The 24,428-nt window shown below is 62.2% G+C and carries 15 protein-coding genes; 9 read left to right on the top strand and 6 right to left on the bottom strand.

Annotated elements, in window-relative coordinates; translation table 11 throughout:
* Positions 1-29: 29 nt before the first annotated feature.
* From O0881_RS09300 to O0881_RS09275, 6 genes are all read left to right on the top strand, one after another.
* A complete protein-coding gene (locus O0881_RS09300) occupies positions 30-1,640 on the top strand; it encodes a ShlB/FhaC/HecB family hemolysin secretion/activation protein (RefSeq protein WP_289911023.1) in 1,611 nt (536 codons plus the stop codon).
* A gap of 16 nt (positions 1,641-1,656) precedes the next feature.
* Positions 1,657-9,051: a YDG domain-containing protein gene (locus O0881_RS09295; protein WP_289911021.1), complete on the top strand. Its 7,395-nt coding sequence runs from the start codon at positions 1,657-1,659 to the stop codon at positions 9,049-9,051.
* Positions 9,020-9,769 (top strand): FecR family protein, encoded by a 750-nt coding sequence (locus tag O0881_RS09290; RefSeq protein ID WP_289911019.1) that lies wholly within the window; start codon positions 9,020-9,022, stop codon positions 9,767-9,769. The genes O0881_RS09295 and O0881_RS09290 overlap by 32 nt, the downstream gene beginning before the upstream one ends.
* A gap of 105 nt (positions 9,770-9,874) precedes the next feature.
* Positions 9,875-12,325: a heavy metal translocating P-type ATPase gene (locus tag O0881_RS09285; protein WP_289911018.1), complete on the top strand. Its 2,451-nt coding sequence runs from the start codon at positions 9,875-9,877 to the stop codon at positions 12,323-12,325.
* Positions 12,322-12,741, top strand: a complete 420-nt coding sequence (gene cueR / locus O0881_RS09280; protein ID WP_289904088.1) for a Cu(I)-responsive transcriptional regulator — start codon at positions 12,322-12,324, stop codon at positions 12,739-12,741. Before O0881_RS09285 ends, cueR begins: the two co-directional genes overlap by 4 nt.
* A gap of 21 nt (positions 12,742-12,762) precedes the next feature.
* Complete coding sequence (locus tag O0881_RS09275) at positions 12,763-13,491, top strand: glutathione S-transferase (protein WP_289911016.1); 729 nt, start codon at positions 12,763-12,765, stop codon at positions 13,489-13,491.
* Positions 13,492-13,535: 44 nt separating this feature from the next.
* On the opposite strand, the gene O0881_RS09270 is transcribed toward O0881_RS09275, so the two are convergent.
* The 4 genes from O0881_RS09270 to O0881_RS09255 form a co-directional block, all read right to left on the bottom strand.
* Positions 13,536-13,736: a heavy-metal-associated domain-containing protein gene (locus tag O0881_RS09270; protein ID WP_077407505.1), complete on the bottom strand. Its 201-nt coding sequence runs from the start codon at positions 13,734-13,736 to the stop codon at positions 13,536-13,538.
* An 83-nt stretch (positions 13,737-13,819) separates the two neighbouring features.
* Positions 13,820-14,761 carry a bestrophin family protein gene (locus O0881_RS09265; protein ID WP_289911014.1) on the bottom strand — a complete coding sequence of 314 codons (942 nt, stop codon included), beginning with the start codon at positions 14,759-14,761 and terminating at the stop codon, positions 13,820-13,822.
* 268 nt (positions 14,762-15,029) lie between these two features.
* Entirely contained in the window at positions 15,030-15,560 is a 531-nt protein-coding gene (gene yidD / locus O0881_RS09260; protein ID WP_289904092.1) for a membrane protein insertion efficiency factor YidD, read from the bottom strand.
* A gap of 9 nt (positions 15,561-15,569) precedes the next feature.
* Positions 15,570-15,764, bottom strand: a complete 195-nt coding sequence (locus O0881_RS09255; protein ID WP_289911012.1) for a hypothetical protein — start codon at positions 15,762-15,764, stop codon at positions 15,570-15,572.
* Between the two features lie 137 nt (positions 15,765-15,901).
* On the opposite strand from O0881_RS09255, the gene tssI reads away from it, so the two are divergent.
* Genes tssI through O0881_RS09240 form a run of 3 tightly spaced genes read left to right on the top strand, consistent with a single transcriptional unit; the run spans position 15,902 to position 21,622 of the window.
* On the top strand, positions 15,902-19,084 hold the full coding sequence (tssI, locus tag O0881_RS09250) for a type VI secretion system Vgr family protein (RefSeq protein WP_289911011.1): 3,183 nt from the start codon (positions 15,902-15,904) through the stop codon (positions 19,082-19,084).
* Positions 19,085-19,111: 27 nt separating this feature from the next.
* Positions 19,112-20,602: a hypothetical protein gene (locus tag O0881_RS09245; protein ID WP_289911009.1), complete on the top strand. Its 1,491-nt coding sequence runs from the start codon at positions 19,112-19,114 to the stop codon at positions 20,600-20,602.
* Between the two features lie 3 nt (positions 20,603-20,605).
* Entirely contained in the window at positions 20,606-21,622 is a 1,017-nt protein-coding gene (locus O0881_RS09240) for a PoNe immunity protein domain-containing protein (RefSeq protein WP_289911007.1), read from the top strand.
* Positions 21,623-21,806: 184 nt separating this feature from the next.
* Here O0881_RS09240 and O0881_RS09235 read toward each other — a convergent pair whose 3' ends face one another.
* A complete protein-coding gene (locus tag O0881_RS09235) occupies positions 21,807-23,612 on the bottom strand; it encodes a PhoH family protein (protein WP_289911006.1) in 1,806 nt (601 codons plus the stop codon).
* A 289-nt stretch (positions 23,613-23,901) separates the two neighbouring features.
* Positions 23,902-24,372 (bottom strand): peroxiredoxin, encoded by a 471-nt coding sequence (locus tag O0881_RS09230; protein ID WP_034785468.1) that lies wholly within the window; start codon positions 24,370-24,372, stop codon positions 23,902-23,904.
* Positions 24,373-24,428 lie beyond the last annotated feature (56 nt).

The raw sequence follows: 24,428 nt of genomic DNA, 5'->3' as shown, positions 1-24,428 counted from the left end.
CTTGTCCGGTTACACAAGAAATCCTTCACATGACATATCGTTTGGTGCACCTGCTTGCGGGTTCCGCGCTGCTGTTCGCCGTCGGCGCTGCCGGCGCTGCCGTTTCCATGGATGAAGCTGCTCCTGCCCTGCAGGAAGACGGCGTGCCGCGCTTCGAAATCCGCCGCTTCGATGTCCAGGGCAATACCCTGCTCACGTCGGCGCAGGTGCAAGCCTTGCTGGCGCCCTTTACGGGAGTGCAGCGCGATTTTTCCGACATCGCGCGCGCCGTCGAGGCGCTGGAGGCGGCTTACCGCGAGCGCGGTTACAGCGCCGTGCAGGTGCAACTGCCGGAACAGGAACTGGAACGGGGCGTGGTGCGCCTGAGCGTGCTGCAAACACCGCTGGGCAAGCTCGCCATCAGCGGCAATACTCATGTCGACGAGGCCAACGTGCGGCGCGCCTTGCCGTCGCTGCGCGAAGGCGAGACGCCGAACTTGCCGGCCTTGTCGCAAAGCCTGAAGCTGGCCAACGAAAATCCGGCGCGCAAGATCGAAGTGCGCCTGCAGGCCGACGAGCCGGCGGGCGCCATCGACGCCATCGTCACGGTGGCCGATGAGCAGCCCTGGAAAGCCATGCTCAACGTGGACAATACGGGCAATGCGCAAACGGGCAAGACGCACGTGGGCGTGGTGCTGCAGCATGCCAACCTGTTCGGCCGCGACCATGTGGCCAGCCTGCAATACACGAGCAGCCTGGAAAAGCCGGACAAGGTGGGCGTGTATGGCGCCGGCTACCACTTGCCGCTGTATGCGCTGGGCGACTCGATGGACTTTTTCGCCAGCTATTCGAACGTCGATTCGGGCAGCGTTTCGGCCGGCATCTTCGACCTGGCCGTCAGCGGCCAGGGCAGCATGGCCGGCATCCGCTACAACCAGAACTTTGCCCGCAGCGGCGATTTCGAACCCAAGCTCGTGTACGGCATCGATTACAAGGCGTACCGCAACAGCGTGCAGCTGTTCGGCATGGAGCTGGGCGCCGACGTCACCGTGCACCCGCTCAGCGTCAGCTACATCGGCAACTGGACCTTGCCCGCGGGCGAGACCAGCGTGGCCGTCACGTTCGCGCATAACATTCCTGGCGGCAAGCATGGCGCGCAAGCCGATTTCGACCGCGTGCGCGCGCATGCCAAGGCCGCCTACAACACGGTGCGCCTGAGCGCCAGCTCGGGACGCGTGCTGGCCGGCGACTGGCAATGGCGCGCGCTCGTCAATGCGCAAGTCACGCCGGACGCGCTGGTGCCGGGCGAGCAGTTCGGCGCCGGCGGCGCCGCGTCCGTGCGCGGCTTTGCCGAGCGCGAGGTGTCGAATGACTCGGGCGCCAGCCTGAACCTGGAGCTGTACACGCCGAACTGGTGCGGCCAGGCCCTCGGTTACCAATGCCGCGCGCTGGCCTTCTATGACACGGCCTGGCTGCGCCGCAACCATGCGCTGCCCGGCGAAAGCGCTTCGCAAGGCATAGCCAGCGGCGGACTCGGCTTGCGTTTGCTGCTGAGCCGCTATGCCAATCTGCAACTCGATTATGCCCATGTCGTCAATGGCGGCGACACGGGACAGCGCGATGCCAACCGCCTGCATTTCCGCCTCGCCTTGGCCTACTAGTATCAGGATGAACACCATGCAAAACCATGCCCAGCACGCCTCCGTTTTCATCCTGACGCCATTATTTTCTTCACCTCGTGCGCTACCCCTGCGCCGCACGGCGCTGGTGCTGCTGCTGGCCGGCTGCTTCGGCGCGGCGCAGGCCAACCCCGCCTTGCCGCAGGTGGTCCATGGACAGGCGACGTTCAACCAGCAGGGCAATGTGTTCTCGATCACGAACACGCCCAACACCATCATCAACTGGCAGAGCTTTTCCATCCATGCGGGCGAAATCACGCGCTTCATCCAGCAAAACGGCAATAGCGCCGTACTCAACCGCATCACGGGACAAGACCCCAGCAAGATCCTGGGCGCGCTCGAATCGAACGGCAAGGTGTTCCTGATCAATCCGAACGGCATCGTCTTCGGCCTGGGCGCGAAAGTGGACGTGAATGGACTGGTGGCGTCCAGCCTGGGCATGACGAACGAGGATTTCCTGGCCGGCAAGCGCCAGTTCACGGCGGGCGGCGTGGCCGGTGCCGTCGGCAATGCGGGCACCATCAACGCGGGCAAGGGCGGAGAAGTGCTGCTGATCGCGCCGAACGTGGAAAACACGGGCCTCATCACGGCGCCGAACGGCGAAGTGATCCTGGCGGCCGGGCGCAGCGTGCAGCTGGCCGACCCCGGCAATCCGCAATTGCGCGTGCTGGTGTCGGCGCCCGCCGACCAGGCCCTGAACCTGGGCCAGATCATCGCCCAGGGCGGCAGCATCGGCATGGCCGGCGCACTGGTCAGCCAGCGCGGCGTGCTCAACGCGAACAGCGCCGTCGTCGGCGACAACGGCAGGATCGTCCTCAAGGCCAGCGGCAAGGCGCTGCTCGAAGGGGGCAGCGTCACCAGCGCCACGGGCGCGTCGGGCAAGGGCGGCGACATCCAGGTGTTGGGCGACCAGGTGGGCTTGCTGGGCAATGCGGCGATTGACGCCAGCGGCGCCACGGGCGGCGGCACGGTCTTGCTGGGCGGCGATTACCAGGGCAAGAACGCGGCCGTGCAGAATGCGCGGCAAGTGCTCGTCGGCAAGGACGCCAGCGTCAAGGCCGATGCCATCGACAGCGGCAACGGCGGCAAGGTCATCGCCTGGGGCAATGAATCGGCGCAGGTGCACGGCAGCATTTCCGCGCGCGGCGGCGCGCAAGGCGGCGACGGCGGTTTCGTGGAAACCTCGGGCCATTCCCTGGCCGTGGGCGGCATCCGTGTCGATACGAGCGCACGCCGCGGCAAGCGCGGCACCTGGCTGCTCGACCCCTACGATATCGATGTGGTGCAAGGCGGCGGCGGCAGCCTCGGTGACGTGGACGAGTTTGCCGAAGGTCAGCCCTCCAGCAGCACCAGCATCGGCGCCGACGTGATTTCCAACGCCAACAGCAACGTGACCTTGCAGGCCCAGCACCGCATCAATTTCAGCAGCGCCGTCAATATGCTCAATCCCGGCATCGGCCTGAGCGCCACGGCGGGCGAGACGATCAATGTGTATGCGGCCATCAGCACCAACGGCGGCAATGTGACCTTGTCGGCCAACGACGCCAGCAGCGGCGGCGCGTATGGTCCCGCCGCGAATATCCACCTGAACGCGCCGATCACGACGAACGGCGGCAATGTGTCGCTGTCCGGCGCCAGCGTGGCGGGCAGCGGCGTGGTCAGCGTCGGCAGCGGCAACCTGTCCCTGCGCGCCAATTTCTCGGGCGGCGAAATCAACCTGACGGGCGGCGGCGCGCGGCTGACGGGCAGCGGCACCGGCGGCCAGACGGTGACCTTGCAGGCCGACAGCATCAGCCTCGGCGGCACGCTGGATTTCGGCGGCACCGGCGGGCGCGCCAGCGTGGCGATCAAGCCCCTGAGCAGCTCGCGCCTCATCGACCTGGGCAGCAAGTCCGGCGGCGCCCTGGGCCTGGACGCGGCCGAACTGGGCGGCATCTCGGCATCCTCGCTGACCATCGGCGACGGCAGTAACACGGGCGGCATGCGCATCTCGAATGCGATCAATCTGGCGGGCGACCTGCGCCTCAATTCAGCTTCCCCCATCACGGCCACGGGCGCCGTCACGGTAGGCGGCCTGTTTGCCCTCGACGGCGGCGCGTGGATGCAAAATGCGCCTAGCCTGGCCGCTTTCTCGGCCAGCCGCTTCGCCATTGCGCCGGGCGCCAGCTTCCTGCGCGTGAGCGGCGGCGACGGCAGCACGGTCGCGCCATACCAGATCGTCGATATCTACGGCTTGCAAGGCATCGGCAGCCTGGGGCTGGGCAACAACTATCGGCTGATGGGCAATATCGACGCCAGCGGCACGACCAGCTGGAACCAGGGCGCCGGTTTTGCGCCCATCGCCGGCGGCGATGGCGCAGGGTATGCGGGCATGTTCGACGGCGGCGGTTTTGTCATCAACGGTCTGTACATCAATGCCCTGAACCCGACCGTCAGCTCCGGCGTGGGCCTGTTCGGCAAGGTGCAGGGGGGGACGGTACGCAACCTGGCCCTGCAAAATGGCAGCGTGGCGGGGGTGAACAATGTCGGCGCGCTGGTCGGCCTGAATATCGGCGGGACGCTGGACAGCGTGCGCAGCAGCGCCACGGTCAGCGGCGCCAGCGCCGTCGGCGGCCTGGTCGGCAGCAACGGCGGCACGCTGCGCAATGCCAGCGCCAGCGGCAGCGTCGCGGGCATCAATGCGGCCAATGGCGGCAGCATTGGCGGGCTGGTGGGAGCAAACCTGGCCGGCGCCAGTATCGATGCTGCCTACGCCACTGGCGACGTGACGGGAGCGCGCGACAAGGTCGGCGGCCTGGTGGGGAACAATGACGGCGCCATTTCGCAATCCTACGCCACGGGCGCCGCCCGCGGCGCGGCCAATATCGGTGGCCTGGCGGGACGCAATGGCGGCAGCATCAGCGACGCCTACGCCACCGGCGCCGTCGGCGTGTCGGCCGATGGCGACCAGGCGGTGCCCCGCGCAAACCTGGGCGGGCTGATCGGCTGGAGCGTGGCGGGCAGCAGCGCCAGCCACGTCTACAGCAGCGGCGCCGTGACCGGCAGCGGCTTTGCGGGCGGCACGGTGGGCGGGCTGGTGGGCCGCGCCGATGTGGGCGCGGGCATTGCGTTTGGTTTCTGGAACTATGAGACGGCCGGCATCCTGATGGACCAGGGCGGCGCCAGCGGCCGCACCACGGCGCAGATGCAGCAGCAGGGCAGCTTCAACGATTTCAATTTCAGCAGCGTCTGGCGCATCTACGATGGCTATACGACGCCGATGCTGAAGGCGCTCCTGAAACCGCTGCAAGTGCATGTCACGGACAATGCCAGCGGCAAGGTCTACGATGGCCAGCTGGCCGCCTTCCTGGGCACGATAGGTTACGTGGGACTGCTCGACGGCGACGCAGGCGTGAATGGCAGCCTCGGCTACGGGAGCAATGCACGCAATGTGGGTACCTACGGCCTGACGGGGCTGTGGTCGACCAAGTACGACATCACCCTGGGCGGCACGACCACCTATGCCATCACGCCGCGCATCCTGACGGTCGGCATCGGCGGCAATGGCAAGGTATATGACGGCAACCTGGGCTATGACGGCGCCACCTTCGTGCTGGGCAATGTGGTAACGGGCGACAATATCCGCATCAGCGGCAGCGCCGCCTTCCTCGACAAGAATGCGGGCGGCAGCAAGGCCGTGCACGCCAGTGGCCTGACCCTGGACGGCAATGAGCTGGGCAACTACAGCCTGGCCGCGACGACGGCGGACGGCACGGCAGCCATCACGGCGCGCGTGCTCAACTATGGCGTCACGGGCGCGCACAGCCGCGTCTACGACGGCACGCTGCAAGCGGCCCTGGATGGCTATTTTGAAGGCATGGTGGCGGGCGACCAGGTCGGCATGGCCGGTTTGCTGGGCAGCTTCCGCGACAAGAACGTGGGCAGCGGCAAGAGCGTCGACTACCAGGTGGCGACGGGCCACCTGACGGGCGCCGATGCGGGCAATTATGTGCTCAACGATTACACGGGCAGCACGACGGCCGATATCACGGCGCGCGTCCTGAACGTGAGCTTTAACGGCATCAACAAGACCTATGACGGCACGACGGCCGCGCAAGTCGGCTTTGGCGACGACCGCATCCAGGGCGACGCCTTGAGCGTAAGCGGTAATGGCTCATTTGGCAACAAGAACGCGGGTGCGGGAAAAACCGTCGCCGTGACGAATGTGGGTCTCGATGGCGCGGATGCGGGCAACTATGTGCTGAGCGCCCATTCCGGCAGCACCACGGCCGACATCGGCGCGCGCACCTTGCACGTGAGCTTTAACGGCGTCAACAAGACGTATGACGGCACGACGGCAGCGCAGGTCGGCTTTGGCGACGACCGGATCAGCGGAGACAGCCTGACGGTGGCGGGCAACGCCGCCTTTGGCAACAAGAACGCGGGTGCGGGAAAAACCGTCGCCGTGACGAATGTGGGGCTCGATGGCGTGGATGCGGGCAACTATGTGCTGAGCGCGAATGCAGGCAGCACCACGGCCGACATCGGCGCGCGCACCTTGCACGTGAACTTTAACGGCATCAACAAGACGTATGACGGCACGACGGCCGCGCAAGTCGGCTTCGGCGACGACCGGATCAGCGGAGACAGCCTGACGGTGGCGGGCAACGCCGCGTTTGGCAACAAGAACGCGGGTGCAGGAAAAACCGTCACCGTGACGAATGTGGGGCTCGATGGCGCGGATGCGGGCAACTATGTGCTGAGCGCGAATGCAGGCAGCACCACGGCCGATATCGGCGCGCGTACCTTGCACGTGAGCTTTAACGGCGTCAACAAGACCTATGACGGCACGACGACCGCGCAAGTCGGCTTCGGCGACGACCGCATCCAGGGCGACGCCTTGAGCGTAAGCGGTAATGGCTCGTTTGGCAACAAGAACGCGGGTGCGGGAAAAACCGTCACCGTGACGAACGTGGGGCTCGATGGCGCGGATGCGGGCAACTATGTGCTGAGCACCCATTCCGGCAGCACCACGGCCGACATCGGCGCGCGTACCTTGCATGTGAGCTTTAACGGCGTCAACAAGACGTATGACGGCACGACAGCCGCGCAAGTCGGCTTCGGCGATGACCGGATCAGCGGAGACAGCCTGACGGTGGCGGGCAACGCCGCGTTTGGCAACAAGAACGCGGGTGCGGGAAAAACCGTCACTGTCACGAATGTGGGGCTCGATGGCGTGGATGCGGGCAACTATGTGCTGAGCGCGAATGCAGGCAGCACCACGGCCGATATCGGCGCGCGCACCTTGCACGTGAACTTTAACGGCATCAACAAGACGTATGACGGCACGACGGCCGCGCAAGTCGGCTTCGGCGACGACCGGATCAGCGGAGACAGCCTGACGGTGGCGGGCAGCGCCGCGTTTGGCAACAAGAACGCTGGTGCGAGAAAAACCGTCACTGTCACGAATGTGGGACTCGATGGCGCGGATGCGGGCAACTATGTGCTGAGCGCGAATGCAGGCAGCACCACGGCCGACATCGGCGCGCGCGCGCTGAATCTGTCCGGCGTGGCAGGTAACAAGGTCTACGATGGCACGACGGGCGCCAGCCTGGTCCTGGGCGATGACCGTCTCGCCGGCGACAGCTTGGTGGCCTCGGCAGCGGCCAACTTTGCGGACAAGAACGTGGGCGCGGCCAAGGCGGTAGAGCTCAGTGGCGCGGCGCTGACGGGTGCCGATGCGGGCAATTACTTTATCGTCTTGCCGACAGGCTTGCTGGCCAGCATTACACCCGCCAGCCTGACCCTGGCCAGCCTGAACGCAGCCGGCAAGGTGTATGACGGCACCACGAATGCGGCCGTCAGCGCGTCGGCGAACGGCGTGCTGGGCCAGGATGTGGTCAGCGTGGTGGGCGGCAACGGCAGCTTTGCCGACAAGAACGCGGGCGCGGGCAAGCTGGTGACGGCCAGCGGCTTCCGCCTGGCGGGCGCCGATGCGGGCAATTACACACTGGAAACGACGGGCGGCACGGCGCAGGCAACGATTGCGCAAAAACAATTGTCAACCTGGGTCGGCAGCGGCAGCGGCTTGTGGAGCGACGCGGCCAACTGGGACGGCGGCGTGGTGCCGGAAGGCGCGAACGTGCTGGCCGTCGACTTCAGCAACAGCAAGGGCATCGTCACCTACAGCGCGGCGGCCGGCAGCACCATCCTGAAAAGCCTGCATTCGGCGTCGGGCTTGTTGTTGACGGGCGGCAACCTGACGCTCGGTGAAAGCGCGCTGGACCTCTCCGTGCTGGGCGGCTTGGCGGGCCTGGAAATCAACGGCGGCAGCTTGCTGCTGAACGGCAGCCTGTCGGCCGACCGTTATGCGCAAGGCGGCGGCATGCTGAGCGGCAACGGTAACTTGCTCGTCGCCAACAGTTTTAATCAGACGGCCGGCGCCATCCGGCTGGCGGGCCAGCTGGCCATCACGCAAGCGGCGGGCGATATGCGCTTCGCCAGCCTGGCGGCCAACGAGGTGAAACTGAGCGCCCTGAACGGCGCTATCGGTCAGGATGGTGCCTTGCTTGCCGGCAGCCTGGCTGCGCAGGCGCGCGATGGCATCGTGCTGGGCCATGCGAGCAACCAGGTGGGCAGTTTTGCCGCCAGCAATAGCGCAGGGGGCGGCATTGCGCTGAACAATACCTCGGCGCCGGGCACCTTGGTCCTGGGAACCTTGGTTACAGGCGCAGGTAACATTGCCATCGACAACACGGGCGGCGTCACGGCCGGCAACATCAATGCGAATGGCGGCAACGTCAGCGTGACGGCGCACAGCCCCGTCACCGTCAACGGCAAGATCGAGGGCAAGGACATTGCGCTCAATGCCAGCACGGATGTGCTGCTGGGCAATGGCGCGCAGCTGGCAGCGGCGCGCGACATCAGCCTGGCGGCCGGCGGCGACATTCGTATCGAAGGCAATGCGCAGGTCCTCGGCGGCGGCAATTTCAGCGCCAGCGCGGGGGGCAATGTGCGCTTTGCGGACACGGCAAGCTTCGCCTTGCCGGCTGCGGCAAACATGAGCGTGCTGGCGAAAGCAGGCAGCATCACGGGCGACTCGGGCGTGCGCATCAACCGCCAGCGCGCCAACGTCAGCTTGCTGGCGCCGAATGGCACGGTGAACATGGCGGACGCCATCTTCCTGCCTGCCACGACCGTCGACAAGCCCGCCATCGATGCCAGCGCCAGCGCAGCCATCGATGAAGCCTTGCGTATCATCAAGCAGGCCGACCGTGCCAACGCCCCGCTCGCTTCTGCGTCGCCAGCCAAGGATGATGACAAGAAGAAAGACAGCAAGGATGTTGCCGATGCCACAGATAAACCCACAGGATACAAATACGATGATGCCGCAAAAAAAATGTACTGCAATTAAGGCCTTGCTGTGGCTGGCCCTGATGTGCGTGGGCGCGCACGCCTGGGCTGGCCAGGTGGCGGGCACGGTGATGCAGTTGAGCGGTCCGCTGATGGCCAAGAAGGCGGATGGCAAGATGAAAATCCTGGCCATCAAGTCCGAAGTCGAGCAGGGAGACACCTTGCTGACGGAAAAGGAAACCTATGCCTTGATCAAGCTGATCGACAATAGCGAAATCACCCTGAAGCCGAATACCAGTTTCGTCATCGAGCAATTCAGCTACACGGCCGAGCAGCCCGACGGCGACCACGCCATCTTCAGTTTGCTCAAGGGCGGCTTGCGTTCCGTCACGGGCTTGCTGGGCAAGCGCAACAAGGAGCGTTTCGAGATGAAGACGCCGGCCGCCACCATCGGCATCCGCGGCACGACGTTTGTTGCTACCTATGTGCCGGCCTCGGCGCAGGCGGTGCCGACGGTACCTACACCAGGCGGGGGGGCGAGGGCGCCGGGCCTGTATGTCCAGGTGCTCGATGGCTTGATTCACGTGACCAATCCTGCCGGGACGCAAAATTTTGCCGCCGGCCAGTTCGGTTTTACGCCCAGCTTCAAGCAGCCGCCCGTGATGCTGCCTGTCAATCCCGGCATCCCGTTCACGCCGCCGCCGGTCTTTTCATCGTCGTCATCGGGTCCGGGCGCCGCCAGCGGCAAGCCGGCCGCCATCGATTGCGTCGTGCGTTAAACGTTGTCAAACAAGCCCGGCACACCGTGCAAATAGGGCTTGACCTTCCCATCATGGGATAGCAGATCCTGACCCTATTCGTTACTCTTTCGTACAGGATCTGCCATGAACCAGGCCGCACTCGCTCCCGCCAATTCCAGTTCTCCTCCTCCCTCCGCCGCCCATGCGCAGGCGCTGGCCATCGAAGGCATGAGCTGCGCCTCGTGCGTGGGCCGCGTGGAAAAGGCCCTGGCCGCCGTGCCCGGCGTGACCCAGGCCAGCGTCAACCTGGCCACCGAAGTGGCCAAGGTCACGTCCAGCACGCCGATTCCCCTGGCCACCTTGCAGGCGGCCGTGGAAAAGGCTGGCTACAGCGTGGCGCAGCGCGAAATCGACCTGAACGTCGCCGGCATGACGTGCGCCTCTTGCGTGGGCAGGGTGGAAAAAGCCTTGCTGAAGGTGCCGGGCGTGCTGGCCGCCAGCGTCAACCTGGCCACGGAAAGCGCGCGCATCAAGGTGACGGGCGAGGCCGATGCGGCCACCTTGATCGCCGCCATCGACAAGGTTGGCTATGAAGCCACCATGCCCGCCGCCAGCCGGACCAGCGCGCCCCTTGCCGCACCGAACCGCGACGGCCTGAAAGTGGCGTTCGCGGCCGTGCTGGCTTTCCCCCTGATGCTGCCCATGCTGCTCGAATGGGCCGGCATCCATCTGATGCTGCCCGGCTGGCTGCAATGCGCGCTGGCGACACCTGTGCAATTCTATTTTGGCGCGCGCTTCTACAAGGCGGGCTGGAAGGCGGCCCGCGCCGGCAGCGGCAACATGGACTTGCTGGTGGCGCTGGGCACGAGCGCCGCGTATGGCTTGTCCGTCTACCAGTGGCTGACGGCGGGCGAGATGCTGCCGCACCTGTATTTCGAAGCGTCGGCCGTCGTCATCACCCTGGTGCTGCTGGGAAAATGGCTGGAAAGCCGCGCCAAGCGCCAGACGGCCTCTGCCATTCGCGCGCTGCAAGTCCTGCGTCCGGAATCGGCCCGCGTGCGCCGCGACGGCGTGGAAATCGACTTGCCCGTGGAACAAGTCAAAGTGGGCGACCTGGTGGTGATCCGTCCCGGCGAGCGGGTAGCCGTCGATGGCGTGGTGGTGGAAGGCGCCAGCCAGATCAACGAATCGCTGATCACGGGCGAAAGTTTGCCGGTCGATAAGCATCCGGGCGACAAGGTCACGGGCGGCGCCATCAATGCGGATGGCTTGTTGCTGGTGCGCACGCAAGCCGTGGGCGGCGAGACGACTTTGTCGCGCATCATCCGTCTGGTGGAAGATGCGCAGGCAGCCAAGGCGCCGATCCAGCACCTGGTCGACAAGGTCAGCGCCATCTTTGTTCCCGTGGTGCTGGTGCTGGCGCTGCTGACCATGCTGGGCTGGTGGTTTGTCACGGGCGAGCTGGAAAACGCCATCATCAATGCCGTGGCCGTGCTGGTGATCGCCTGCCCGTGCGCGCTGGGCCTGGCCACGCCGACGGCCATCATGGCCGGCACGGGCGTCGCTGCCCGTTACGGCATCCTGATCAAGGATGCGGAAGCGCTGGAAGTGGCGCACGCCGTCAATACCGTCGTGTTCGACAAGACGGGCACCCTGACGGTGGGTAAGCCTGCGCTGGCGGCCCTGCATGCGCATGGCATCGACGATGCCCGGCTGCTGCAACTGGCGGCCAGCATCCAGCGTGGCAGCGAGCACAGCCTGGCTACCGCCGTGCTCGATGCGGCGGCCGCGCGCCACCTCGAACCCTTGCCCGCCACGGGCCTGTCGGCCTTGCCGGGGCGTGGCCTGGCGGCCCAGGTCGATGGCCTGGAGTTGAAACTGGGCAGCACGCGGCTGATGCAGGAGTTGCATGTAGACATGACGCCGCTGGCGGAACAGGCCTTGTCCCTGGAAGCCACGGGCAACACGATTTCGTGGCTGGCTGCGGGATCGGAACTGCTGGGTCTGTTCGCCTTCAGCGACCAGGTCAAGCCGAACGCGCATGCGGCCATTGCCCATTTGCACAGCCTGGGCATCCGCACGGTGATGTTGACGGGCGATAACCAGGGCAGCGCGGACGCCGTTGGCAAGCTGCTGGGCATCGATACGGTGGCGGCGAAAATGCTGCCGGCCGATAAAACCGCTAAAATTGTCGCGCTGAAAGGCGAAGGGGCGAAGGTGGCCATGGTGGGCGACGGCATCAACGATGCGCCCGCGCTGGCGGCCGCCGACGTGGGCATCGCCATGTCGACAGGCACGGACGTGGCCATGCATGCGGCCGGCATCACGCTGATGCGCGGCGATCCGGCCCTGGTGGCGGACGCCATCGATATCTCGCGCCGCACCTACAGCAAGATACGGCAAAATCTGTTCTGGGCCTTCATTTATAACTTGATCGGCATTCCGCTGGCCGCCTTCGGCTTGCTCAACCCCATGGTGGCGGGCGCGGCGATGGCCTTCAGTTCCGTCAGCGTGATCAGCAATGCCCTGTTGCTGCGCCGCTGGAAAGCCCGCAGTCATACAGGTAGCGCGCATACCAAGGAGCAACAAGGATGAATATCGGCCAGGCGGCAAGCGAGACGGGCGTATCGGCAAAAATGATACGCTATTACGAAAGCATTACCTTACTAAAACCCAGCGCGCGCAGCGACGCCGGTTACCGCATCTACACGCCGAATGATTTGCACGCCTTGCGCTTTATCAAGCGCGCGCGGGGCCTGGGTTTTTCGCTGGAACAGATCCGCGAACTGCTGTCGCTGTGGCAAAACGACCAGCGCGCCAGCGCGGACGTGAAAGGCATCGCCCTGGCCCACGTGGCGGACTTGAATCAGCGCATCGCTGAACTGACGGAAATGCGCGATACCCTGGCCCACCTGGCGCAATCGTGCCACGGCGACGACAAGCCCGATTGCCCCATTCTGCAAAGCCTGGGACTGGCCGGCGACACGGAAGCGAAACCATGTTGCCATTGATGTAAATCAACGGAGGTGTGTATGGTCTATGAACTGTACTACTGGCCCACGATACAGGGACGCGGAGAATTCATCCGCCTGGCGCTGGAAGAGGCGGGCGCCGATTACCGTGACATCGCCCGCTTGCCCGCACGCCCGGGGCAGGGCATGCCCGCGATGCTGGCCTGCCTCGATGGCGACAGCACGCCCGAGGCCGCCTACGCGCCGCCCGTGCTGCGCGACGGCGACATGCTGATCGGCCAGACGCCGAATATCCTGTTCTACCTGGGCCGGCGCCTGGGCCTGGCGCCGCGCGCGGAAAGCGGCCGTTTGTGGCTGAACCAGTTGCAACTGACGATGGCCGACTGGTTGACGGAAGTGCATGACACGCACCATCCGCTGTCGATGAATCAGTATTACGAAGAGCAAAAGCAGGCGGCCATGCTGCGCAGTGCGGATTTCCGCGCAACACGCTTGCCCAAATTCCTCGATTATTTCACCCAGGTCCTGCTGAATAATCGCAGCCGCGGCCAGTATCTGGTGGGTGCAAGACTCACGTATGGCGACCTGTCGCTGTTCCAGATGCTGGCCGGTTTACACTATGCGTTTCCGCAAGCCATGGCGCGCCTGGCGCCCGAATATCCTGCCTTGTCTGACCTGCATGACGCCGTGGCGGCGCGGCCGAATATTGCCCGTTACCTGAAGTCGAAGCGCAGGATCCCGTTCAATGAAGAAGGCATCTTTCGCCATTACCCTGAACTGGACGGGTAAACAAAAACAGCCGGCGCATTGGCCGGCTGTCGTGTCCTTGCTGTTTATTGCGCGCTGGTAACGGGGTAGCCCGCCTCCACGATGGCCGCGCTGATGGCGCCCAGTTCGGCCGGTGACTCCACCGTGACGCGCTTGCTGGCCAGGTCGATCTGCACCTGGGCTTGCGGATCGACGCCTTGCACCGCTTTCGTGACCGAGCCGACGCAATGGCCGCAGCTCATGTTTTCAACTTGTAACTGATACATGGCAAGCACTCCTTGAATGATTAAGTGCTGCCACTGTAAGCCTTCCCCCGATGGTAAGGTCAAGGGGAAAGCTGGCATGTGGATCAATTCAGCAGGAAATCGACGGCTTGCATGGGCGGCGGCACGTTTTCATCCTGCACGGATTCGCGCAAGCTGATTTCGATGGCGCGGCACATGGCCGACAGCGGCAGATCGTTGGCGTCTTCGCCGAACGGTTCCTCGATCTCGTCGCCCAGGGCATCGAGGCCAAAGAAGGTGTAGGCGACGATGGCGACGACGAACGGCGTCATGAAACCCAGCGAATCGACGAGGCCGAAGGGCAGCAGGAAACAGTACAGGTAGGCCGTGCGGTGCAGCAGCAGCGAGTAGGAGAAGGGAATCGGCGTGCTGCGGATGCGTTCGCACGAAGCGCCCGCGCCCACCATGGCCGAGACCGTGTTGTCGATCTGCGTGGCAAGGATGCTGTCGATGCGGCCTTGCCGGACGCAATCGGCCAGGTCGTGGCCCATCTGCAGCATCAGGTAGTCGGACGGGTTCGTGGCCTGGCAAGCCGCTTCCCATTCGGACGGGCGCAGCAGAGGCTGCAAGTCGGCTGGTCCGCGCGTGTCGCGCAGCTGGTGGCGCAGCGCGTGGCAAAAGGCGATGGTGCGGTAAATCATGCGCACGCGCACGTCTTCCAGACCCAGCCTGGCGTGGGCCGGGATGTCGCCGCGTATCATCGTCTGGCACTGGCGCGAGAAATTTCGGCTGCGCAAGACCAGTTCGCCCCACAGCTTGCGCGCTTCCCAGTAGCGGTCGTAGGCGGCCGTGTTGCGAAAGCCCAGGAAGATGGCCAGCGGCAAGCCGATCAGGGTAAACGGGATGGTGGTAAGGATGACCTTGTGGTCGAACAAGGTGCCGTGGCACCACGTGACGAGGGTGGCGATCAGGGTATTGACGATGAGTGTGGTGCGGATGCGCGGCAGGACGGAACCGCGCACCACCAGGAACAGCCGCAGCGCCGAAGGACGCTCGCGCACGATCATGATGGGCTCCCTGTCGGGTGCTGGGCTGGCGGTGAAAGCCGTGCCCTGTTCTTGTTATTGAAAAACCATTGTGTGGAATGGCAGAGTGGCAAATGCCGGGAACAAAAAGCCCGCAGTGTGTGCGGGCTGAGCTGGGTGTGCATGGGACGCAGTGTAGGGGAGACGGCATGAGTATAGGCCGCCGTCCCGCTTCCCGCCAATTCACAGTGATAATGGATATTATTCATTTCATGAATGAATATTTCATTTGTAAGTGAATGTATGAATTTCAGTTGCCCGCATCCCGCCCTTGCCGCAGCTTCTTGCGGTGTTCCTCTTGCTGTCGTTTCAATGCTGCACTGGCTGCATAGTCGTTGCGGAACCACTTCGGGTTCTTGCTGCGGCCTAACCAGGTGCAATCGGCCAGGTTGGCGATATCGGCGCAGTCGCAGGCACAGTCGCCGCAATCGGGGACAGGCAGATCGCAATACCCTGCCTGCGCCCGATGGCGCGCACTGCGGCCCCTGGCGTGCTGGGCCTGGTGCAGGCGGTGGTGCGCGCTGCAGCTGTGCAAGCGGCGCCGCAGCAGGGACAGTCCCGGCCGCAAGCCATGGCGGGCGATGACCCTGTGGCCATACACAGAACAGCTGTCGCGTCCCGTGAGCACGCGGTAGGCGCAGGAAAACCCTTTATGGGGCGACAGATAGCGCTGGTAGGCACCGATTGCCCACAGGGCCAGCTGCGTACCGCAGGTGTCGAATGAGAAAATGCGATCTCCTTGGCCGGTCGCGTTTATTGGATGGGATAGTGGTGCGAGCATACGACAGGTCTACAAAAAAGAATAGCGCCAGCCCACTACATCCCCATGTTTTTCCCAGCCATGCCAAGCAAACGCCGCCAGCCACGCTAGCAAGATCGCCAGCAGCGCCTGTCCCCCGTTCAAGCCGGCAAACGGCAGCAGCTTGAAGGCGCACAGTTGCAACGAGAACAGGGCGAACACCAGCGCAAAGCCGTGTGCGGGCAAGGCCGACTGCCCCGTCTGGCAGCGCGGATTTCAATTGAATCACTCTTGCTAGAAAAATAATTCTGAGGTGTAATGTCTTTAATAAGAATGCATATTTGGTAATTTTTTGACGGGAGACCGCCAATTGGGAGTATCCGATGCTCACTTCGCCGCTTGCGGGCTTCACGCAAGCCACCAGATTGCTGCGGTTGACCACGCCATTGGGCGAGAACCACTTGCTGGCCGAATGTGTGCGCGGCGAGGAAGGGCTCAGTCAAGGGTTCGCGTTTCAGATAGCGGCCCTGTCCACCGACGCCTCCATCTCGCTGCGCGCACTGATCGGTCAGCCCGTTCTGCTTGAGTTATTGACCGTCACCAGCACCGACGACTGGCGCCCGTTTCACGGCCACATTACCGCCGTCGAACGGGTTGGCGCGAATGGTGGCCTGGCGCGTTATCAGCTGGCCGTGCAGCCGTGGACCGCGTTCCTGGCGCGCGGCCGGGATAGCCGCGTGTTCCAGGACCTGACCGTGTGCGATATCCTCGACGCGCTCTTTGCCGCGTACCAGGGTCAAGGCAAGCTGGCACCCGCATGGCGCTTCGATATTGCCGAGCGCGCCGTGTATTCACCACGCAGCCTGACCACCCAGTACCAGGAAAGCGACCTGGCGTTTGCCGAACGGCTGATGCTGGAAGAGGGCCTGTTTTACTATTTTGAGCATACGGGCGACGCCAGCAGCCCGTCCCTGGGCCGCCACACGCTGGTCATCGCGGACCACAATGGTGCGTTTCCACCAAATGTCCAGTCCGCCGTCAACTTTACCCAGCCGGGCGCCGTGATGAAGGTCGACAGCATCGACCGCTGGCGCATCGAGTGGCGTCAGCAAACCAATGCCATCGAAATGGGCAGTTGGGATTACCGTTCACTGGATCAGCGCCCGGTCGCCGCCCATGGCGACGCATCCGGCACGACCTTGCTCAGCCGCGACGCGCCGGGCGCTTATGCTTACGCGTCGCGCGAACAGGGGCAGCGCATCGCCGTCAGGCAGTTGCAAGCGCTACAGGCCGGCAAGGAGGTCCACGTCGGCGCCGGCACCGTGCGCACGCTGTCGCCCGGCACCACTTTCAGCTTGCACGGCCATGCGCTGTTCGACGCGGCCGGCGACGACGAACGCCATTTTTTGATCGTGCGCACGGTCCATTTGATGCACAACAACCTGAGTGCCGACTTGCAGGCCAGCATCACGGAGAGACTCAGTACCTGTCCGCTGGCCATGGCGATCGGCAAGGAGCAGGATAGCAGCCTGCACCAAGTGGCGGGCATCGCCGAGCGGCCCCTGTACCGTAACCGCATCGATGCGATCCGCCGCAGCGTTCCTTATCGCGCCACAGGCGCAGACCAGCACGGTCGACTGCTGCATCCGCGCCCGACCGTGGCAGGGCAGCAGACGGCGATCGTGGTCGGGCCTCCCGGCGCCGTGATCCATACTGATCGCGACCATCGCATCAAGGTGCAATTTCACTGGCAGCGGGGCACGCTCAGCCACAGCCGCCTGCCACACCCGCATGTCGACAGCCATACCGGCGCGCCCGGCGATGACAGCGCCGGTACCTGGGTGCGCGTGGCAACGACGTTGGCGTCTATGGCGGGCGCCAACTGGGGCGGCCATGCCGTGCCCCGCGTCGGCCAGGAAGTGGTGATTGACTTTTTAGAAGGAAACATCGATCGTCCGGTCGTCATCGGCACGGTCTATAACGGCCAGGGCCAGCCGGACGCGCAGCAAAACCGGGTGGTCCAAGGCGCTGGCGTAGCGACCGGCAACGCCCCCGCCTGGTTTCCCGGCACCGCGGCTGGCCACGCTCATCCGGCGGCCTTATCCGGCATCAAGTCGCAAACGATGAGCAGCAGCGGCCTGGGCAGCGGCGCCTACAGCCAGCTGGTGTTCGATGACAGCCCCGGCCAGTCTCGCCTGTCGCTGCAACGCCACGCCGCCGCGCACCAGGGTACGGCAGAACTGAATCTGGGGCATTTGCGGCACCAGACGGACAACCAGCGCCTGGCGCCGGCAGGTTTTGGCGCCGAACTGAAGACCGAGCACAGCGCCACGCTGCGCGCCGGACAAGGTTTGTTGCTGTCGACGCATCAGCGCAGCGGCGGCAGCCTGATGGATGCAAGCGAGGCGGTGGCGCAAATCGAACACAGCCTGGCGCTGCAAATGACGTTGGCGCAAACGGCGCAAAAACACAACGCCGCCCTGAAGGACGAGCATGGGCAGGCTGAAGCGTCGCCGGACGCCTTGCCTGCGCTGCAGCAAATGCGGCACAGCATAGACGCGCTCAAGGCCAGCGACAGCAGCGGCGAGGCCCAGGCCATCGCCTACAGCGCGCCGCTGTTGCAACTGTCCAGCCCGGCCGGCATCGCCGCTACCACGCCGGCCCATGCCATCTTCAGCGCCGGAAATAACGCCAGCATCGTGGCCGGCCAGGACATCAACTTTGGCGCGCAAGGCAACTATTTCTACGCTGTACAGTCCGGCATCAGCCTGTTCACCTACGGCAAGGCCAGCGACGCCGGCAAGCCGAACCAGGAAACCGGCATCAGGCTGCATGCCGCCAGCGGAAAGGTCAGCAGCCAGAGCCAGTCCGGCGAAACGCGCCTGACCGCCGACAAGGCGGTCACTGTGACGAGCACCGCCAAAAGCGTCGCCATCGCGGCCAAGCAGCACGTGTTGATGACGGTGCAGGGCGCCTGCATCAAACTCGAAGGCGGCAATATCGAGATCCACGGGCCGGGCAAGATGGAGTTCAAGGCCAGCATGAAGGAGTTGACGGGGCCGGCGAGCAGCGCAGCGAAGCTGCCCTATCTGCCGCAGGCCGGCCAGGCTAAAAATTTCCTGGAACTGAATTACCGCTGGGACGATCTGCAACCCATGGTTGGTGCGCCGTACACGCTCCTGTTTGCCAATGGCGTCACGATGGAAGGCAAGCTGGATGCGCATGGCTTTGCCCGCCTGGACGATATTCCGAACAGCGGTGCGGTGGTGCTGTACGGCGAGGATGAACGGGACGCCGAACCACGCAAGAAACAAAAAACCAATCAGGTGATCGGCGCCAAACCGCGTACCGATGAAGAGGCTCAAGCCGTCTTCGAAAAGTATCTGGCGCAGGAAGATGCATATTATAAAGACAACTATTTTCCGGACGAATTAGCCGAAATGGCCGCTGAGCGACCGCCCGGCGCGGGGAGCACTACGCTGGAATACGATTTCCACTATGACGATTACCGCTATGCCGATGAAGAGACGCCTGAAGACAGGGAAGCTGAAAAAAAATTATCGTGAACGGCACGACAATGGCGAGGGTCAGGTATGAGTAATATCGTTTCGCCAGCCGGACGCGCCTTGCGCGAAGCCGACGACGGTATCGGCGGCTGGCTGGCTGAACTGGTGACAGGTGCAGGGTCCTCGCCATCGCACATCATCGTCACTGGCATCCTCGGCGTGATTCCGGGCGTCGGCCAGGCTATGGATGCGCGCGATCTGATCCTGGGCGTGATCCAGATTTCCAGGTCGCCGGCGGCGGTGGGCGGCTGGGTGGAACTGGTGATCACCTTGGTCGGCTGCGTGCCGGCAGTGGGCGACAGTCTGAAAGTGGGCTTTAAACTCATGAAGCAAGGCAGCCATTTCGGCCGCGTGCTTGAAGCGGTGTCGCCCACCCTGCGCGGCAACGTTGAAAAATTCATGCGCAAGATCGATTGGGGCGCGCTGAGCAAGGATAGCAAAGGCCTGTTCAACAGTGCCATCGAGACCTTCATCGACGGCATCGACAGCTGGGTGATCAAAGCCATGGCCGGCGGCCCGGAAATCAGGCAGCTCATCGGCGAACTCAAGGCATTGCAGAAGCAGGGGCCGCGGATGATCGACGATGCGTTTGCCGACCTGAAAAAAGTGCACGCGAAGATGATGGGAAATGAACTTCCCCACACCACGGCCGCGCTAGGGACTACCTCGGGCAAGGTCGTGCGGCAAGAGGGACAGGACGTGGCCACGACCGTTGCCAAGAAAGAAGGAAAGGTCGCCGCAGGGGCCGACAAGAAACTGCTGGCGAAGAAAAACAAGGACGCGAAGGAAAACAAGGCCACGCCGAATACCACCAAGGTTAATACCAAGAAAAAAGGCGAGAAAAAGAAAAATTGGCGTAGCGGGGTGCCTGCGGAACATATAACCGATTATCACATTAAGGGGAAACATCTCAAGGTGAATAATGGAGGGCGATTGACCGAGGAACATAGCATGCCGCATCATGGCTTGGATCATCTATGGTCAAATCCTTTGAATATTAGGCAGCCATTTATTGTTGGTGAGACTAAATCAAGTATTTTTGATTCCTTTACTTTAATTGCGGCCCTGCCGGCAGAGATGCAGGAGAAATTTCAAGCATTGCGGGAAAATGAGGCAGCCCATCCGGTAAAAAATGGAAAGCCTGATATTTTCAACAATGAGGGGCGTGATGAACACGCGAATAAAATTGTTAAAATAGATCGATCAGGAAAGACCGGTGAAGTAAGAAGCGGGTTAAATAAAGCCAATAAAAAAACGAAGTTGGCTACGCAGATGAGCCATGAGTGGATAGCTCAAGCGATAGTGGATGAGAACTTGACTGAGTCTGGAAGAAAAGCAAAATCAAAAATATCAAATTACAGAATAGATGCCGCAATAGATCCTGAAATTTTAGCGCCATATAAACGTTGGATATCTCTTGTTGCAGGACGGCAACTAAGTTTGCATAAAAAATCAAGGGGTTCTGAACATCATGTGCAAATAATCCTTGACTTGCCAAACAATATCATAAAGAGGTGATGAATGAATGCGATATTAAGTTCCGATGATTTCTCAAAAAAAAAGAGAGAAAATTTGTTAGCCTATGATATTTATGAGGAGAATTTCGTAGGAACCATCACCTGTCTTGAGAAATTACGAAAGGCTTTTAGACAGCCGGAGGAAAAATTAAGAAAAATACCGTTATATAATTTCATGGTGGCCACTCAAGAACAGGCATGGAATGTTGTCAATAATATCGCAAATATGTACAGTGCTGGACATAGTGTGAATGAAATTCGATCACTCTATCCAGAGGCATTGGAGTGTTGGGAACTATATGCCAAATACAATGAGGAATATGATAATAGTCAGAAAAACGAAAATGATCGTGGGTTCCCTCATTTTGCATTGCCAGGAAAGGAATATAACAAAGTAAATAGAATGCTTTGCTTTGCCATACTTTTGGGCTGGGATGGTTTGGTGGCGAGGTTGATTAGAATTATAGATTTTAATAATCATGAAAAAGACGGGATGATTGAGAGAATATTAAGTTATTACTCGGAAGATCGATCTGTTTCGTTGAATGATTGCGTACGACATCTGCCTTATTTTAAGACGCTGAAAATTTTTTCAGCATCGGAAAAAGACCGTCCTGCCTTGATGGCCGAGTATTTGGAAGATTGGTATCACGCCAGCCGGCGCGAGCCTTATTACGATGCGCATACGCGGGATATTTCCTTCTGGGGCTATTGGTCCTGGGAAGCCGCGGCCATCACCTTTCTGCTCGACATTGATGACAGCAGTTATGCCAGCGCGCAGTTCTACCCCAAGGATCTGGTCGATTTCGCCAGGCAGGCAAGAAAGGATTACGCACCGGAAGGCACCGACCCGATGGCACCCGACGAGTTGCGCGCCAAGGCTGGCGATCCCTGCCCCAAGGCCGGGCTATGGCAGTCGCTGGATGTGGTGCCGGCACTGCGTCGTTATCAACAGCACGAGGAAATGGACAATTTGGGCTCGCTGTATGGATTGACCGTCTGGCGGTTTACCGAACAATGATTGTGTGGCGTGTCTATTTTAGAGTCTAGAAAAGCATCGCTTGAAATCCTGGAGATAGTCCGCTGCGCGGGATGCATGACTCTGCGGGGCGGCCGCCAGGCGCTGCAAACGTAAAAAAGCCCCGGTTGCATCGCTGCAGCCGGGGCTTTCGAATAACTGGGCAGCTCGCGCCGCCCGCCATCACTTACAGTACTTCGCTGGCGTGGTCGGCCAGGCGCGAACGCTCGCCGCGCGCCAGGGTGACGTGGCCGCTGTGGGTCCAGCCCTTGAAGCGGTCGACCACGTAGGTCAGGCCGCTCGAGCCTTCCGTCAGGTACGGCGTGTCGATCTGGGCGATGTTGCCCAGGCACAGGATCTTCGTGCCGGGACCGGCGCGCGTGACCAGGGTCTTGACTTGTTTCGGCGTCAAGTTTTGCGCTTCATCAATGATGAGGAACTTGTTGACGAAGGTGCGGCCGCGCATGAAGTTGAGCGACTTGATCTTGATGCGCGAGCGGATCAGGTCTTGCGTTGCCGCACGGCCCCATTCGCCGCCATCGGAGTCGGACTTGTTCAGCACTTCCAGGTTGTCGTCGAAGGCGCCCATCCATGGCGACATCTTTTCCTCTTCCGTGCCTGGCAGGAAACCGATGTCTTCGCCCACCGGCACCGTCACGCGGGTGACGATGATTTCATTGTAGAGCTTGGTTTCCAGCACTTGCGCCAGGCCGGCGGCCAGGGCCAGCAGGGTCTTGCCGGTGCCGGCCTGGCCCAGCAGGGTGACGAAGTCGCATTCTGGATTCATCAGCAAGTTCAGCGCGAAATTCTGCTCGCGGTTGCGCGCCGTCACGCCCCACACGTTGTTCTTCGTGTGGCTGAAGTCGCGCAGGGTTTGCAGCACGGCCGTCTTGCCGTTGATCTGTTTCACCTGGCCATAGAACGGCGTTTCGCCGTTTTTCGGTTCCAGGTAGATGAACTGGTTGACCAGCAACGATGGAATGAACGGGCCCGTCACGCGGTAGAAGGTGGAGCTGTAGCCGTTCTTGCTTTCCTGCCACGATTCCATGTCCTTGCCGTGCTTGTTCCAGAAGTCGTCCGGCAATTGCACGATGCCCGAGTACAGCAAGTCCGTGTCTTCCAGCACATGGTCGTTGAAGTAATCTTCGGCTGGCAAGCCCAGGGCGCGCGCCTTGATGCGCATGTTGATGTCTTTCGACACCAGCACGACGGGACGGCCGTCCTGTTCCGACTCGAGCGAGCGCACGACGGCCAGGATCTGGTTGTCGGCCTTGCCTACTGGCAAGCCAGCCGGCAAGTCGGCGCTTTGCAGGCGCGTCTGGAAGAACAGACGGCCCTTGGCATCCTTGTTGCCCAGCTTGGACAGCAGGATGCCGTGCTCGATGGCGTCGTCATCCGTGTTGCTGATCAGGGCGTCCAGGGTGCGGGAGACCTGGCGCGCATTGCGCGCCACTTCCGTCATGCCCTTTTTATGGTTGTCCAGCTCTTCCAGGGTCATCATCGGCAGGTACACATCGTGTTCCTCGAAGCGGAACAGCGACGATGGATCGTGCATCAGCACGTTCGTGTCGAGCACGAACAGCTTGCTGATGCCGCGCTGGTCGGCGGCGCGGCTGGCGGACGACTTGAGCTGGACTTCGACCGCCTTGTGCTTGGCCGGATGCGGCTGCTCGACTTGCTTGACGGATTTCAGCGGCGTGACCTTGCCCTTGGCTGCCGGCTTGTTTTTCGCGGCAGGAGCAGGGGCTGCGGTCACTGGCGCCGGTGCGGGCGCCTGTACCGGCTTGGCGACCATCAGGGCCGCCACTTGCTTGATCTTCGTGGCCGCATTGCGGACTGGCTTGGCAACTTCGGCGATCGCCGCTTCAATGATCGGTGCAGCCACTTTCTTGGCTGCCGGGGTTTTGGTGGCCGGGCGCGCTGCGCCTGCGGTTGGGTAATCTTGGGTGGCCAGGATGGTGGCTGGCTTGCTCGGTAATTTTGGCAGTGGCATCAGGATCTCAATCAAAAAATTTCTGGAATGAATCGCCCATGGGCAGCCAGCTTCTGGCGGCACTTCTCATGGGGTGGATGCGGGGGAACAACAATGCTACAGGACGAGTAACTGCCGGAAGGCCGGCAGCATGGCCGGTCATGGACGCCATCGGCGGGCTGCAGGCCCGCCTGGCGGAGTGGATGGAGGCGCTTCGTTGACTCAAAATGGCGATAGGTACCGTGAACTGAACTGCGGTTGAACTAAGCTCGCTGGAAGCCGGCAACGCGCATTGGATCAAAATGGACGATCAATTCAGATGCGCTACGAATTCCAGCACTTCTTCCACGTGAGTTGCGACCTTCACGCCTCTCCATTCTTTCACCAATCGGCCCTGGGCGTCAATCACAAACGTACTGCGCTCGACGCCACGGACCGTCTTGCCGTACATCTGTTTCATCTTCATGACGTTAAACAGCAGGCAAACGGCTTCGTCCGGGTCGGAAATGAGCTCGAATGGCAGCTCCAGCTTGGCTTTGAAGCTTTCGTGCGAACGCAGGGAATCGCGGCTGATGCCGTAGATTTCCACGCCGGCAGCGACGAATTGCGAATACGCATCGCGAAAGGCGATGTTTTCCGTGGTGCAACCAGGGGTGTTGTCCTTCGGATAGAAAAACAGCACCGTGGCCTTGGCCGGGCGGCCCAGCAACTGAAAGGTCTTGCCGCTGGTCATCGCGGCGCTAAAGTCGGGTATGCTAACGAGGGATTGGCTATCAGCCACAGGTTCTCTCCTGAACGGTGATCATCAGCGCTGTTTTTAATCTGGCAACGCATCCA

Source organism: Janthinobacterium sp. SUN100, assembly GCF_030397705.1.
Classification (GTDB): Bacteria; Pseudomonadota; Gammaproteobacteria; order Burkholderiales; family Burkholderiaceae_D; genus Janthinobacterium; species Janthinobacterium kumbetense.
Note: the sequence above shows the minus strand (reverse complement) of the source record. Positions and strands in the feature narration are given on the sequence as shown.